Genomic DNA, 14,724 nt, shown 5'->3' with positions numbered 1-14,724 from the left:
AAACCCACCACGCTGTGGGCCAAATCAAGTTTCAGCGTACGGCGGCGGCGGACGAGGTCCAGCGCCGGATCAGGTGTTCCCTGAGTACGGATGCTCTTACCCTCTTTGCACCGCGTACTAGGGTCCCTGGTGTTCCCGGGGGAAGGATCTGTTGGCATGCGTCGGTCGTACCCGATGATGAAAAAACGTCCCGCCGCGGCGCTGGTGGGCCTCGCGCTCCTCGCCGCCGGACTCGCCGGTTGCTCCGGCGACACCGGCCCCGACGAGGCCGTCGACGCGTTCCTGACCGGTTGGCAGCGCGGCGATCTGGCGTCGATCCCCTTCGTCGAGGGCACCGGCGCGAAGGTCGCCGCCACCGACGTGGCGACCGCTCTCAAGGAGCTCTCCGGCGAGCTGTCGCCGCCCGCGGTGCACCGCGACGGGTCTGTGGAAGAGGTCGAGAAGAGCGCCACCGCGAAGATCAATATCGACTGGACCCTGCCCGGCGGTACGCACTGGGCCTATCCGTCGACAGTCCGGCTCGTACAGGGCAAAGACGACGTCTGGTCCGTGATCTGGGAGCCGGCACTGGTCAACGCGAAGCTGAAGAGCGGCGACCAGCTCGCGCTGCGCCGCCAGCGGCCGGCCCGGGCCGGCGTCCTGGACGGCGCAGGCAAGCCGATCGTCGAGCCGCGCGACGTGGTCGTGGTCGGCGTCGAGCCGGCGGGCGTCGACGACCCGGCCGGCATCACCGCGGCGTTGGACGCCGCGTTCAAGTCCGTGCGACCGGCGCTGCCGCCGATCGACCTCAAAGACCTGCCTCAGAAGATCAAGTCGGCCGAGCACCCGGAGCAGTTCCTCGAGGTGGTGACGTTGCGGGCCGACGCCTACCAGCAGATCAGGTCCAAGATCCAGCCGCTGGAGGGCACCCGGTTCCGGGAGGAGAAGCGCGACCTGGCGCCGACCCGGGCTTTCGCCCGCGCGCTGCTCGGCTCGGCCGACCCGGCGCTCAAGGAAGACATCGACAAGAACCCCGACCTGGTCGCGGAGGGCGACCTGGTCGGCCACGGCGGCATTCAACAGGCATTCGACCAGCAGTTGCGGGGTACGCCCGGCGTGGCCGTCGTGATCTCCCAGAAGGCGCCGGACGGCGAGGTCAACGACGGCGAGGAGTTGTTCCGGGCCCAGCCCAAGCCCGGTGCGCCGGTGAAGACGACCCTTGACGTCCGCACCCAGAACGCCGCCGACACGGCGTTGGCCGGGGTCAAGCAGCGCTCGGCCCTGGTCGCGGTCCGGGTCAGCGACGGCGCGGTGCTGGCGGCGGCCAACGGCCCCGACGGCGGGACGGGCGAGAACCTGGCCTTCACCGCGCAGGTGCCGCCGGGCTCGACGTTCAAGGTGGTCAGCGCGCTCGGCCTGCTCGACGCCGGCAAGGTCACCCCGTCGACTCCCGTCGACTGCCCGAAGACGTTCACCGTCGACGGCCGGTCGTTCAAGAACTCGGAGAGCTTCGCGCTCGGCAAGGTGCCGTTCCAGGTCGACTTCGCGAAGTCGTGCAACACGGCGTTCGCGTCGCTCGCTCCCGAACTGGGCGCCGACGGCCTGGCCGAGGCAGGGCGCTCGTTGGGTCTCGAGGGGACCTGGGACATGGGGGTCGACGCGTTCAGCGGCAAGGTCTCGACCGGCGGCTCCGACGCGGAACGCGCCGCCGCCGCCTTCGGCCAGGGGACCACGCTGGTCTCCCCGTTGGCGATGGCGTCGGCGACGGCGGCGGTCGCGAAGGGTTCGGTCGTGCCGCCCTCGGTGATCGCCGACCGCCCGGCCAAGCCGGGAGCCGCGCTGAAGGCGCAGTCCCTGGACCCGCTGCGGGCGATGATGCGGCAGGTGGTCACGTCAGGGACGGCGACAGCGCTGAAGGACGTCCCTGGCGGCGCGGTGTCCGGCAAGACCGGCACGGCGGAGTTCGACGACAACCCGGCGCACACGCACGCCTGGTTCGTGGGTTGGCAGGGCGACGTGGCGTTCGCGGTCTTCGTCGAAAACGGCGGTGGCAGCGGCGAAACCGCCGTCCCGGCGGCCGAACGCTTCCTGCGCGCCCTGCACTGACCGTCAGCGAAACCGGCGCCGCGCCCGCATGACGAGTTCGTCCCAGCCCACGACCCGGATGAACGGGTCGGACGCCCGCTTGAGGGCCACCCGGTCGAGCGGCACCAGCCGGCCGACGACCAGGTGCAGCTGGGGCCGAAACATCCGGATGCCGTAGCGGGCTTCGAGCCGGTCCCGGACCGCGGGGTCGTCGACGGCCTCCGCATAGGACCGGAGCTGGGCGACGGCCGCAGCCACCTCGCGGGTGAACTGCGGCCGCCCGCCCCGGGTGGTCAACACCGTGGCCGACGGCCGCTTGAGTTCGAGGATGTCCCAGAGGTCGTGACCGACCGGCCGGAGGAGAAAGTCGGGTATCAGCGTGCTGTCGTTCGGCGTCAGGCTGATCTGGGGACGGGCCTCGACGTACTCGTCGAGCAGCAGGATCTCCGGGTTCTCCTCGAGCAGACGCTGGTAGGTCAGTTCGCTCGTGGTCGGGTCGGCGAGCAGCGATTCCAGTGTGTCGACGGCCCGGGCCACCCCACCGGCGGCGACGTAGGCCCGCGGATCGACCCGCAGGATCTCGCCGGTCGGCAGCTTCACGCCCAGGTTGTCGTCGCCGACGAGGGAAACCGTCAGCTCGTCGGCACCTGGCTCGATGACGATCTCCGCCCGGCCACCGTCGCCCGACGACTCCCCCGTCAGCGGCCGGCGCCGCAGGGTCGGGAACCCGTTGCGGAGGTTCTCCCACACCTCGTAGCCGTCGGGCAGATAGCTGACGGCGTCAGCCGACCGGACCTCCTTGGCGAAGAAGTAGATGGGCTGCTCTTTGCCGCCGCGGAGGGTGACCCGCTTCGAGTGCAGGAAGAACTGCGTGCCGCTGGAGTTGGTGAAGCTGTACGCCACCGCGCGGCTCAAGCCTCGTCGACCGCAGCCGCGTCGTCGGGCGGCGTCGTCGGCCGCCGCAACCCACCCGGGCGGACGTCGGTCGTGATCGCGTCACCCTCGTCGGCCCGCCGCAGCCGGCCAGGGCCGGTCGCGTCGTCGTCCGTCGTCCGTCGCAACCGGCCCGGAGCAGAGGCGTCGTCATCGGACGCGCGGCGCGGTTCGCCGGGAGCGCCGGCCTCGTCATCGGTCGCGCGACGCAGCCGCCCGGAAGGAGGCGTCACGTCGTCGTCAGCCGCACGACGCAGCCGCCCGGAAGGAGGCGCCACATCGTCGTCAGCCGCACGACGCAGCCGCCCGGAAGGAGGCACCACATCGTCGTCAGCCGCACGACGCAGCCGCCCGGAAGGAAGCACCACGTCGTCGTCAGCCGCACGACGCAGCCGCCCTGAAGGAAGCACCACGTCGTCGTCAGCCGCACGACGCAGCCGCCCTGAAGGAGGCACCACATCGTCGTCGGCGGACCGGCGCAGTCGGCCTGGTGCGGTGGCGTCGCCGCTGGGTGAGCGGCGCAAGCGACCGGGTCCGGTCGCGTCGCCGCCGAGAGGGGCGGCCAGGATCTCGGCCGCCGAGCGTCGCTTGTGGTTGTTGGCGGTGTCGTCGGTCAGCGCGTCGAAGGCGGACCGGCGCTGTCGCCCGATGGCCGGCTTCTTGGCCGGCTCGGCCTCGCCGACGGTCGGCTCGGGCCCGGCCGCGGGCTCAGCAGCCGCGCTCGGCTCCGCGTCGGGTGCCGCCGGCTCCGGAGACGGGCCGTCGGCTTCCGCGGCCGCTTGCCACGCGTCGACCGTGGACTCGACCGCCGGCTCCCACGCATCCGCAGCCGATTCGGCCTCGGGCTGCCACCCAGGGCTCGGCGGCACGGGCTCCCACGCCGGCACGGCCTCGGTCGGCGGCACCGGCTCCCACGCCGCCGCCGGCTCGTCGGTGGGGACCGAGTCCCAGACGGACGTGGTCTCAGCGGCCGCGACGGGGCGCGACGGTGGCTCCGGAATCGCCGGCGGCCGGAAGCGGTCGCCGTCGGGGGCCGGGCGGCGGCGCGGTGTGAAAGCCAACGGCGACCGGCCCCGGGCCGACGCGGCCGCGCGGATCGGCGCCAGACCGGCGACGACGGCGCTGACGATCTCGGCCGCGTAGGTGCCGTCGGGGTCGTAGTCCGGGTCGAAGACGGTGAGCTCGATGCCCAGGCAATGCGGGGTGTCGACCAGCCCGGCGATCAACAACTCCAGCTCAGGAAAGGCGATCCCGCCCGGGTCGGGCGCGTCGACCGCGGGCAGTACGGCCGGATCGAGCACGTCGACGTCGACGTGTACCCAGTACCCGGCGCAGTCGGCGAGCTGGTCGCGGGCCCACTGCGCGGTGCGTGCCGCGCCCTCGGCGCGAAGGGCCGGCACCGCGCGGGTGACGATGCCGGCGGCCTGAAGGTCGAGCCGGTATTCGTCTTGCGCGCGGATGCCCAGGACCACCACGTCGATGTCGCGGAAGTAGGGTCTTCGGCCCTCGATGGCGGCCAGGTCGGCCTGGCCGCGTCCGGTGGCCAGGGCCAGGTCCTCGCCGGCCGCGGCGCCCACATAGGACGCGTTGCCGGGGTGCCGGAAATCGGAGTGGCCGTCGACGAAGACCAGCCCGATGCGGCCGCCGACCGCCTCGCCGAGGCGGTGCATCGCCAGTGCCGAGCCCAGCAGGATGGAGCAGTCGCCGCCGAGGACCACCGGGAACTCGTCGGCGTCGATGATCGCGCCGATGCGGCCCGCCAACGCCACCGAATAGGCGGCGATGGCATCCGCGTGGCAGACGCCGTCGCCCGGGCGCCAGTCACCCGGGTCGTAGCGGGGTGGGGTGAGACAGCCCGCGTCGCGGGCGGCCAGGCGGGCCAGCAGGCCCTGGTCGCGGAGAGCGCCGGGCGCCTTGGCGCAGCCGGGAGTCGACGTCGGCGTGGGCGGTCGTAGGCCCAGGTTCGACGGCGCGTCCAGGAGTGCGATCCGGCGCACGGCGCTCACCGTCTCAGAACAGCGCGCTGGCCAGGGCCCGGCGGGCCGCGGACACCGCCGGGTCGTCGGGACCGGCGATCGTGAACAACGACACCAGGTGCTTGCGGACCCGCTCCTTGTCGTCGCCGGCGCTGCGCCGGATCAGGTCGATCAACCGCTTGTAGGCGCGCTCGGCCTCGCCGCCGAGGACCTCGATGTCGGCCGCCAGCTCCTGGAGGTCGAGGTCGTCGGGTGAAGCCGCCGCGTCTGACATGACCTTGGCCGCGTCGATGCCCTGGACCCGGCGGTAGAGGCCGACCTGGGCCAGCCCGGCCTCGGCGGCCGCGTCGGCCGGTGCCTCGAAGAGGATCTTCTTGTAGGCGGCCTCGGCCGCGTCGAGGTCGCCGACCATGAGGGCGTCGTCGGCGGACTCGAGGCGGGGGTCGGCCGGCGTCTCGACCTCGACGCCGCCGGCCTTGAGGACCGCGCCGATCCACTGGCGGAGCTGCGACTCGGGCACGACGCCGGAGAAGGCGTCGACCGGCTGGCCGCCGACCACCGCGAAGACCATCGGGATGCCCTGGACCCGGAACATCTGGGCGAGCCGCTGGTTGGCGTCGACGTCGATCTTGGCAAGCACCCATGCGCCGCCGCCTTCGACCGCCAGCTTCTCCAGCACCGGCGAGAGTTGCTTGCAGGGCTCGCACCACTCGGCCCAGAAGTCAATGATCACGGGCGTGCTCAGCGAGCGTTCGAGGACCTCGGCCTGGAACGTCGCCTCGGTCACGTCGATGACCGCGACGCTGCCGCCGGGCGAGAAGCCGCCCGGTGCCGGTTGCTCGGTGGGCGCTGATTGACCGCCCGGGCCGCCACCGGCGGCTGGGGACGGAGATGCAGAAGGGCGCAGCGCGCCGAGATCGACCGCGCCGCGAGTGAAGATCGACGGAGACGTCCGTGGTTCGCTCATGGTTCCCTAGTCTCGCACGCGAAGCGCTCGACGCAGACCGGCCGCCACGGTGGTGAACAGGAGGGCGACGGCGACCGCCGGAAGGACGATCGCGAGGGGCCGCGGCCACGACGGCGGGGCCAGGGCGAAGGCGTCATCAACGAAATATGGGACATACTTGCCGACCACCGCCCACGCGATGACGGCGGCCACCAAACCGGTGAGCACGGCCGCGATGGCGATCGGCAGATAGGCCCAGAGAACCCAGCTTCCGCCGGTACGCGCCGCGAGCCCCTGCCGCCGCAGGGCGACCAGGTCGTCGAGGTTGCGCCGGCGGTCGACGGCGGCCATCAGCCACATGCCGCACGCCGCGAGCACCACGGCGACCCCGCCGGCCAGCAGGTGGAACCAGACCGCCAGGGCCGGCCCACGCTGGTCGAGCCGGTCGGCCGCGGCCTCGATCGAGTCGTGGCCCGTCACGATCAGGCCCTGCTCGGTCAGCCGCCGCTCGACGTCGGGCGGCGCCGCCGGCCCCAGCCAGACCTCGGCCGTCGCGAGGTCGGTGGCGCTGGTGGCCAGCCGTTCGGCGTACCCGATGTCCATCAGCAGTCCGGTGCCGATCCGGGGCAACGCGCGGGCCTCGCCGATCGGCCGGACCGCCACCACGTTGCCGTCGACGCCCTCGGCCTCGCCGGACTTGGGCGGCGGCCCGCCGCTGAGCACCGGCGCGTCGGTGGGTGTGCCGGCCGGCACGACCACGGTCGGCCGCGGCTGGACGACCGTGCCCGGCACGACGACGTGCACGCCGCCGTCCTGCGCGGTCAGCGTCGCGTCGTCGTTGGCGCGCCACTGGTCGGGCGTGAAGGCCGGCACCACGTCGGTGAACGGCGCCGTCTGGTCGGGCCGAGCGGCCAGCGAAATGATCGAGATCTCGGCGGCCGAGCCGCCGGACGCGGCGTAGACGGCCTCGATCCCGGCCAGCCGGCAGCCGTCCTGGCAGCGCTGGCTCACCATCGTCCAGACGTGCCGACCCGGGGTGATCTCGGCGGAGCCGGCCCGCACCGGCGGACCGCCGGTCAGCGGCCGCAGCAGCGCGGTCAGCCGCAACTCGGTGCCGGTGGAGGTGGGCTGCGCGTAGTCGACGGTCAGCGCGAGTTCGTTGCCCTTGACCACGACCGGCTCGTCCGGCGGCGGGGCCAACGCGGCCGCGACCTCGGCCGCCGAGCGGTCGCCGTAGTCGGAGCGCCAGAGCGCGACGGCGGGAAGTGCGGCCGTGTCGACGAACAGCACCGACGGGCCCTCGACGGCGCGCCGCACGCCGGCGGCCATGGCGAAGCGACCCTCGGGGTCGACGGCCCGGACCGCGGACCGCAGCGCGCCGGAGTCGAGCGTGCCGACCGTCAGCGTGCGGGTGGCGCCGGTCTCCACGGCGGCCCGGTCGGCCCGGGCCTGCGCGGCCACGTCGACCGCGGTGGTCGCGAAGCCGAGCACCGCGACCGCGACGGCGAGCAGCACGAACAGCCGCTGGCTGCCGGGTCGGCGGGCGACCTGGAGCGCCCCGAGCGCCAGCCCGAGCCGGCCGCGGCGGATCGCCCGGCGGCCGAGGCGGCCCGCCAGCGGCACCAGCAGGCGGCCGGCCAGCACCGCGATCGCGAGGCCGATCAGCGCCGGCACCAGCAGGCCGAGCCCGAGTAGCTGGCCGTCGAACGCGCGCAACTGCACCGCGGCCACGACGGCGAGCACCACCGCGCCCGCGTCGATCGCGACGGTGCGCCAGGCGGCGCCCCGCGGCGGCACCCGGCGCAGCAGGTCGACAACCGGGCTGGCCAGGTCGTTGCGCAGCGCGAGCAGGCCCACCGCGACCGCGCCGGCGACGGCGACGAGGGCCGCGGGCAGCGCGCCCGGCGCCGGGGCGAGGTCGAAGACCGGGACCGGGCCGAAGCGGGCGTCGGCGACCGCCCGGGTGGCCAGCGTGCCGGCGACGTAGCCGATCGGCGCACCGACCGCGATCGCGATCACACTCTCGCCGGCCGCCAGCCAGAACCGGCCGACCCGGGGCGCGCCGCGCAGCGCGATCAACGCCTGCTCGTGGCGGCGGGCGGCGGTCGCGCCGGCCACCGCGACGAAGATGACCAGCCAGCACAGGCCGATCAGCGGCAGGCCGGCGAGCGGCACGAGTTCACGGGTCAGCGCGTCGGAACGGCGTACCCGTTCGAAGAGTTTGGGAAGTTCGTCGGTGAGCGTCGCGAAACCGGACGACTCCTCGTCTTCACCCAGCTTCTCGCTCAGGTCGTCGAGCGCGACGCTGAGCGCCGGCAGCCGGTCGGCGTCGAGCGCGCCGGGGCCGGGTATCGCCTCGACCGACCGGTTGTCGGCGTCGTGTTCCTGGGCGTCGGCGGTCGTCCGGCCGGTGAAGACCGGCTCGCGGGTCGAGTCGGGCGCGGTCGGCGCGAAATAGCCGCTGCGGCCCCAGTAGGGCTCGGCCGGATCGCGCGGCCGGTAGACGCCGACGATCGTGATCGGCGCCGGTCGCCCGGCGACCACCCAGGAGCGGCTGACGTCGTCGTAGGTCGCCCAGCTCAGGGTCACCGACTGGCCGGGCGTCACGCCGAGGCGGTGCGCTGTCGACTCGCCGACGATCACTTCGCCGCCGGCCATCAGGCAGCGCCCCACGACGATCTCGAGGTGCTCGCAGGCGCCGTCGCGGAAGGTGAGCCAGGAGATCTCGCCGCGCTCGGGCTCGAGGCCCAGCACCGGCAGCACCGCCGACATCACGGTGTGGAAGCCGGGCAGGTCGGCCAGGTCGTTGGCCAGCGAATCGAACCGGTCGCGCTGGGTGCTGTCGATCCCGCCGCGGACGGCGACGGTGCGTTCCGCGGGCGGGGTATTGGCCACCTCGGCCGCGGTCGCGGCCCGGTCGACCGCGGCCGTGTAGACCGGGCTGGCCACCGCGGCCGCCGTCGCCAGCGCGCTGAGCAGCACGACCAGCGCCGCCTGGAACCGGCGGGCGGTGAGCATCAACGTCACCAGCGCGATCACGCGGACTCCTTGGACGACGACCCGGCGTTGACGACCGCTCGCACCAGCAGCACCGCCGCGGCCGCGCCGGCGGCGCCGACGACCACGAGGGCAGCTAGCGCGGCCAGGCCGAGTGGCCCGTATTGCGGGCCGACGGGGACCGGCAGCACGTCCCAGCCGTCGACGAAGAGCGGAATGGGTCGCCGGGTCACCGCCTGCGCCAGCGCGCTGGCGCCGGCGCCGAGCAGGATCGCCGCCGCGGCCAGCCCGCCGTACCCGCCCCAGGAGACCTTGCGTACGACGCCGGGTGGCAGGCCCTGCGCGCGCAACGCGGCCAGCTCACCGGCCCGCTCCGGCCGCTCGACCGCGGCCACCACGATGAACGCGCCGGCGGTGAGCAGCAGCCCGGCGACCGCGGCGACGAGTTGGAAGCGCAGCGCGGCCGGTGGCGCCTCGCGGTCGAAGCGCGCGGTCAGCCCGGCCGCCGTCTCGTCGGAGATGACCGTGAGCCCGCCGGCCCGCAACCGGTCGACGATGTCGGGTGCGGCGGCGTCGGTGAGCCAGACCTGCGGTATGTCGCCGACGCCGGGGTTCTCGGCGATCCGGTCGGCGTATTCGAGGTCCATCAGATAGCCGAACCGGGTCGCGACCGGCAGCGTCGGCACGGTCGCGACCACCTGGAACGGCACCGGCTCGCCGCCGAAGACGGCGAGCCGCGGGTCACCGGCGGGCGGCGTCACGGTGTTGGCGGTGGTCACCATCGGCAACGGTGCGGGTGCGTCGACCGCGAAGACCCGGGTCGCCCGGTCGGCCTCGCGCGCGGCACGGACCGCGGTGATCGTGAGCGTGCTGCCGGAGGCGGTCACGTTGGGACCGGTGGTGGTCTCGCCGACACCGGCGCGCCAGCGGCCGACGTCGCCCAGCACCGCGGCCGGCACGACCGGGCCCTCGGCACCGGTGAGGCCGGAGATCGTGATCGTCGCGCCGGGGTCGGGCACCTGCGAGCGGCCGGCGAAGTTGCGGGCCGCCGGCTCGAAGCCGACCAGGCGGCAACCGGTGCCGCAACCCGTCACCGAGGCGGTGTAGTTGGCGCGTGCGCCGGTCACCGGGCCGAACTGGACGGTCAGCTGGTCGCCGCTGGCGGTGGCGAGGTGGAGCAGCACGAAGAGCGGTTCGGTCGGCGGCGCGGCGGCGCCGGCCGCGACCCCGCCGGTGTCGTCGCCCGCCCGCAGCGGCGCGAGCGGGGCCGGCAGCATCTTGGCCGCGGCTTCCAGAGTCAGCTGGCCGTCCTTGACCGGCAGCGGTGCCGGTGCCGCCGGGCGGAGCAGGGTGGCGATCGTGGCGGGCGCGGGGCCGCCGTACGCCGGCTGCCAATCGGCGACCGCCGCGAAGCGCGCGCTGTCGACGGCGAGCATCACCGTCGCCGGCCCGTTGTTGCCGCGGACGACCGCCATGGCCGTCTGGCCGCCCGGGTCGGCGGCGCGGACCGCGGCGACGAGTTGCGCCCGGCTGCGGGCCTGCACGGTGAGCACCCGGTCGGCGCCGAGTTCGTGCCGGGCGCGTTCGACCCGGCTGCCGGACGCGGCGGTGAAGCCGCCGACCGCGGTGCCGAGCAGGGCGACGGCGATGACCAGCAGCGCGAACACCCGGTGAGTGCCGGGCCGGCGGGCCAGTTGGATGGCGCCGAGGGCGGCCGGCACGTGCCCGGACCGCAGCGACCGGCGGCCGACGCGGCCGGCGAGCGGGGTGAGCAGCCGGGCGGCGGCCAGGGCGACGAGCACGGCGACCAGGGCCGGTGCGAGCAGGGACAGGCCGGTGGTGTCGTCGTCGTCGGCCGTGGTCGCGTAGCTCTGGTAGAGACCGGCCGCGGCGATCAGCACGATGACCAGGTCGACCACCTCGGCCCGCCAGCCGCGCCGCCGGGACGGCACGTGACGGAGCAGATCGGTGACCGGCGTACGCATCCCGCCGGCATCGGCGGCGACCGCGGCCAGCACCGCGCCGACCAGGGCGGCCAGCGCGGCGATGCCGGACATGACGGCGGCCGTGCCGCTGTCGGTGACGTTGCCGGCGACCAACCGTGCGACACCGAGGCCCAGCGCGGTGCCGCCGACCGCGCCCAGCACCATCGGCACGGCGCTCTGCGCGATGGCCAGGTACCAGAGCCGCCAGCGGGCCGCGCCGCGCAGCTTGAGCAGGCCGATGTCGGGCCGCCGCTGCTCGGCCGTGTGCCGGACCGCGAAGAACAGCCCGAACCAGCAGAGCACCAGCAGTTGTACGGCGGCGACGCCGACACCGAGGGCGACCAGGTCACGCTCGCGGTCGATCCGGTTCGCCAGGCTGACCGCGTCGGTGCTGGCCCGCCAGACGCCGTTGTCGCGGGCGACCGGCGCCAGGTAGCCGCGCAGGCCCTCGATGTCGTCGAGGAACAGTCCCTTCGGGATGCGCAGGTGGTAGTCGGAGAGGATCTCCTTGATCGGCAGCTGGGCCATCGTGTCGGAGGAGACGAAGGCCGGGTCGCCGGGCCCGTCGGCACCCGGGTCGAGCGCCGGCGAACCGCCGAAGTCGGTCAGCGCCCAGTATTGGCCGAGCGGGTCGACCAACTGGTAGGTGCCGACGACGCGGTAGGGCACCGGCTCCAGCGAGGAGAGCGTGAAGTCGACCTCGTCGCCCGGACCGACCTGCAGCGCCTGCGCGGTGCGGCGGCTCAGCAGCAACTCGCGGGGTGCCCGCGGGCAGGCGCCCTCGATGTCGAGGTGTTCGCACATCTCGTCGCGGTAGGCCAGCCGCAGGCTGACCCGGGCCAGGTCGGAGGTGATGACGCCGGACTCGCGCATGGACACCGTCGTCTCGGCGCCGGGCACGTCGACGACCGCGCCGGCCTGCTGCCGGATTCCGTCGACCACCTGGGTTCCGGTGTGGACGGTGCCGCCCGGCGCGGTCGAACCCTCGACCCGGCCGGAGACCCGCACGACGAGCTCACTGGACTGCGCGCCCTCGACGTCGGCCACGGCGACCGAGCGTTCGGCGGCGCGGACGTACCAGGGCGCCGCGGCGGCGACCGCGACGGCCAACCCGGTGAGCACCAGAACGGTGGCGGCCTGCGCGCGCCGGGATCGCAGGGCCCCTCGAATGACTCCCGACATGCGGGGCTAGGCCGCGTCGCCGGTGTGTGAATCCGGGATCTGGGCGGCGCCACCGGGAACGAGGGTGACGGAGCCGTCAGCCTGGTCGACGGTGAACAGGGTGCCCGGCGGGAAGTGGCCGAGGATGTCGGGCGGGAGCTGCACGGTGCCGTCGCCGGCGACCACCGCGAAGTCCTGACCACCGCGCCCCTCGGCGCCGACCCGGCCGTCGCGGATGGTGACCGCGCGGCCCAGGCGGGCGCCGACCTCGGCGTCGTGGGTGACCACGACGACGGTGGTGCCGCGCTCGGCGTTGACCGTCTCGAGCGCGTCGAGCACCTCGTCGCGGCCGTGCGAGTCGAGCTGGCTGGTCGGCTCGTCGACCAGCAGCAGGCCGGGCGAGGCCGCGATGCCGACGGCGAGGGCGGCCCGCTGCCGCGCGCCCGGCGGCAGGTCGGTCAGCTTCGCCGCGCCCTTTCCGGTCAGGCCGACCAGGTCGAGGATCCGCTCCGGGTCTTCGAGCTCGATGCCCTCGGTGCGGGCGGCCCGGCGCTGGGCGAGCCAGACGTTGCGTTCCAGCGAGGCGTAGGGCAGCAGGTTGCGGGCCGCCCCCTGGAGCACGACGCCGATCTGCGTGCCGCGCAGCCGGGAGATCTCGGCGTCGCTGAGCTTGCCGAGATCGAAGGTGCCGACGTTGACCCGGCCGGCGGACGGTCGCATCAGGCCGGCGAGCAGCGCGACCAGCGTGGACTTGCCGGACCCCGACGGGCCGACGAGCGCGAGCATCTCGCCCGGGCCGATCGACAGGTCGACGCCGGAGAGCGCGACGACGTCGCCCGCCTCGGCACGGTAGATGTGCACCACGCGGCGGCATGCGACTGCGAGACCTGACACGGGTACTGCCTACCACCTCGTCGATGATCGCGCAGCCCCGTGATCACTGGTTAGAACCGGGCGGGCTCCCGGTAGACGCCCCACTCGGCCCGCAGCACGTCGCAGATCTCGCCCAGCGTCGCCTCGGCCCGCACCGCGTCGAGCATGGACGGGATCATGTTGTCGCTGGTGCGGGCCACGTCGACCATCCGCTTGAGGGCCGCGTCGACCACCGCCTGGTCGCGGCCGGACTTGCGGCCAGCCAGCGTCTTGCGCTGCTCGACCTCGACCTCGTGCGAGACACGCAGGATGTCGAGCTCCTTGGCGACCGTGCTGGTCGCGGTGTTGACCCCGACGATCTTCTTCTCGCCCTTCTCCAGTGCCCGCTGGTAGGTGAAGGCGGAGTCGGCGATCGCCGCGGTGAACCAGCCGTCTTCGATGCCGCGCAGGATGCCCGAGGTGATGGTGCCGTCGGAGCCGAGCTCGCGGATCCGCTCGAAGATCTTCTCGGCCTCGGCCTCGATCGCGTCGGTGAGCGCCTCCACGTACCACGAGCCGCCCAGCGGGTCGGCCACGTTGGTCACGCCGGTCTCCTCCATCAGCACCATCTGGGTGCGCAGGGCGATCTCGGCGGACTCGTCGGTCGGCAGCGCCAGGGTTTCGTCGAGCGCGTTGGTGTGCAACGAGTTGGTGCCGCCGAGCACGGCGGCAAGAGCCTCGACAGCCGTGCGTACGACGTTGTTGACCGGTTGCTGCGCGGTCAGCGAGACACCCGCGGTCTGGGTGTGGAAGCGCAGCCACAGGGCCCGCTCGTCGGTGGCGCCGTAGACGTCACGGAGCCAGCGGGCCCAGATCCGCCGGGCGGCGCGGAATTTGGCGATCTCTTCGAAGAAGTCGACGTGCGAGTCGAAGAAGAACGAGAGCCCCGGCGCGAACGTGTTGACGTCGAGGCCGCGGGACAGGCCCAGCTCGACGTAGCCGAAGCCGTCGGCGAGCGTGTAGGCCAGCTCCTGCGCGGCGGTCGAACCGGCCTCGCGGATGTGGTAGCCGGAGACCGACAGCGGCTTGTAGCGCGGGATCTCGCGGGCGCAGTATTCCATCAGGTCGCCGATCAGCCGCAGGTGCGGCTCGGGCTCGAAGAGCCACTCCTTCTGGGCGATGTATTCCTTGAAGATGTCGGTCTGCAGCGTGCCGTCGAGCTTGGACAGGTCGGCGCCCTGGCGCTCCGCGGCGACCAGATACATGCAGAAGACCGGCACGGCCGGGCCGGAGATGGTCATCGACGTGGTGACCGCGCCGAGGTCGATGCCGTCGAAGAGCACGTCCATGTCGGCGGCCGAGTCGATGGCCACGCCGCAGTGCCCGACCTCGCCCAGCGAGTGCGGGTCGTCGGAGTCGCGGCCCATCAGGGTGGGCATGTCGAACGCGACCGACAGCCCGCCGCCGCCCGCCCCCAGGATCAACTTGTAGCGCTCGTTGGTCTGCCTGGCGTTGCCGAAGCCGGCGAACTGCCGGATGGTCCAGGTGCGACCGCGGTAGCCGGTCGGGTAGAGGCCCCGGGTGTAGGGGAACTCGCCGGGCCAGCCGATCTTCTCGAAGCCGGGCACCTCGACGCCGGGCGGCGGGCCGTAGACCGGCTCGACCGGCATCCCGGACAGCGTCGTGAAGTCGGCGTCCCGCTTGCGTGCGGCGTCATAGCGTGCCTGCCAGCGGGCCCGTCCGGCAGCGATCTCCTCGGCGTCCATTCGGCCAGTCTAGAGGCTGGCCTGAACGATCGCTAAGGCTGTGC

The 14,724-nt window shown here is 73.6% G+C and carries 7 protein-coding genes and 1 pseudogene; 1 reads left to right on the top strand and 7 read right to left on the bottom strand.

The genetic code is table 11. From position 1 onward, the window contains the following. Positions 1-156: 156 nt before the first annotated feature. Positions 157-2,085 (top strand): penicillin-binding transpeptidase domain-containing protein, encoded by a 1,929-nt coding sequence (locus AB0J74_RS21750; protein ID WP_363450584.1) that lies wholly within the window; start codon positions 157-159, stop codon positions 2,083-2,085. A gap of 3 nt (positions 2,086-2,088) precedes the next feature. Here AB0J74_RS21750 and AB0J74_RS21745 read toward each other — a convergent pair whose 3' ends face one another. The 7 genes and pseudogenes from AB0J74_RS21745 to AB0J74_RS21715 all read right to left on the bottom strand — a co-directional run bounded on the left by AB0J74_RS21745 (position 2,089) and on the right by AB0J74_RS21715 (position 14,680). After that, a complete protein-coding gene (locus tag AB0J74_RS21745; protein WP_363450582.1) occupies positions 2,089-2,979 on the bottom strand; it encodes a Shedu anti-phage system protein SduA domain-containing protein in 891 nt (296 codons plus the stop codon). A 1,112-nt stretch (positions 2,980-4,091) separates the two neighbouring features. Continuing rightward, positions 4,092-4,994: pseudogene (locus AB0J74_RS21740) on the bottom strand (arginase family protein); the annotation flags it as partial. A 13-nt stretch (positions 4,995-5,007) separates the two neighbouring features. After that, positions 5,008-5,940: a tetratricopeptide repeat protein gene (locus tag AB0J74_RS21735; protein WP_363450580.1), complete on the bottom strand. Its 933-nt coding sequence runs from the start codon at positions 5,938-5,940 to the stop codon at positions 5,008-5,010. 6 nt (positions 5,941-5,946) lie between these two features. Further along, a complete protein-coding gene (locus AB0J74_RS21730) occupies positions 5,947-8,958 on the bottom strand; it encodes an FtsX-like permease family protein (protein WP_363450578.1) in 3,012 nt (1,003 codons plus the stop codon). Further along, positions 8,955-12,023, bottom strand: coding sequence for an FtsX-like permease family protein (locus AB0J74_RS21725; RefSeq protein WP_363450576.1), 3,069 nt, complete (start codon positions 12,021-12,023; stop codon positions 8,955-8,957). The genes AB0J74_RS21730 and AB0J74_RS21725 overlap by 4 nt, the downstream gene beginning before the upstream one ends. A 66-nt stretch (positions 12,024-12,089) precedes the next feature. Continuing rightward, positions 12,090-12,956 carry an ATP-binding cassette domain-containing protein gene (locus AB0J74_RS21720; protein WP_363450574.1) on the bottom strand — a complete coding sequence of 289 codons (867 nt, stop codon included), beginning with the start codon at positions 12,954-12,956 and terminating at the stop codon, positions 12,090-12,092. A gap of 50 nt (positions 12,957-13,006) precedes the next feature. Then, positions 13,007-14,680: a methylmalonyl-CoA mutase family protein gene (locus AB0J74_RS21715; RefSeq protein ID WP_363450572.1), complete on the bottom strand. Its 1,674-nt coding sequence runs from the start codon at positions 14,678-14,680 to the stop codon at positions 13,007-13,009. Positions 14,681-14,724: the final 44 nt, after the last annotated feature.

The sequence above is a fragment of the Asanoa sp. NPDC049573 genome (assembly GCF_040676615.1).
GTDB lineage: Bacteria > Actinomycetota > Actinomycetes > Mycobacteriales > Micromonosporaceae > Asanoa.
This window is presented reverse-complemented; position numbering and strand designations above follow the sequence as displayed.

Bases quoted from the DNA above. Each gene is read 5' to 3' on its own strand.
- AB0J74_RS21750 (WP_363450584.1), top strand. From the start codon at position 157: ATGCGTCGGTCGTACCCGATGATGAAAAAACGTCCCGCCGCGGCGCTG.
- AB0J74_RS21715 (WP_363450572.1), bottom strand. From the start codon at position 14,680: ATGGACGCCGAGGAGATCGCTGCCGGACGGGCCCGCTGGCAGGCACGC.
- AB0J74_RS21735 (WP_363450580.1), bottom strand. From the start codon at position 5,940: ATGAGCGAACCACGGACGTCTCCGTCGATCTTCACTCGCGGCGCGGTC.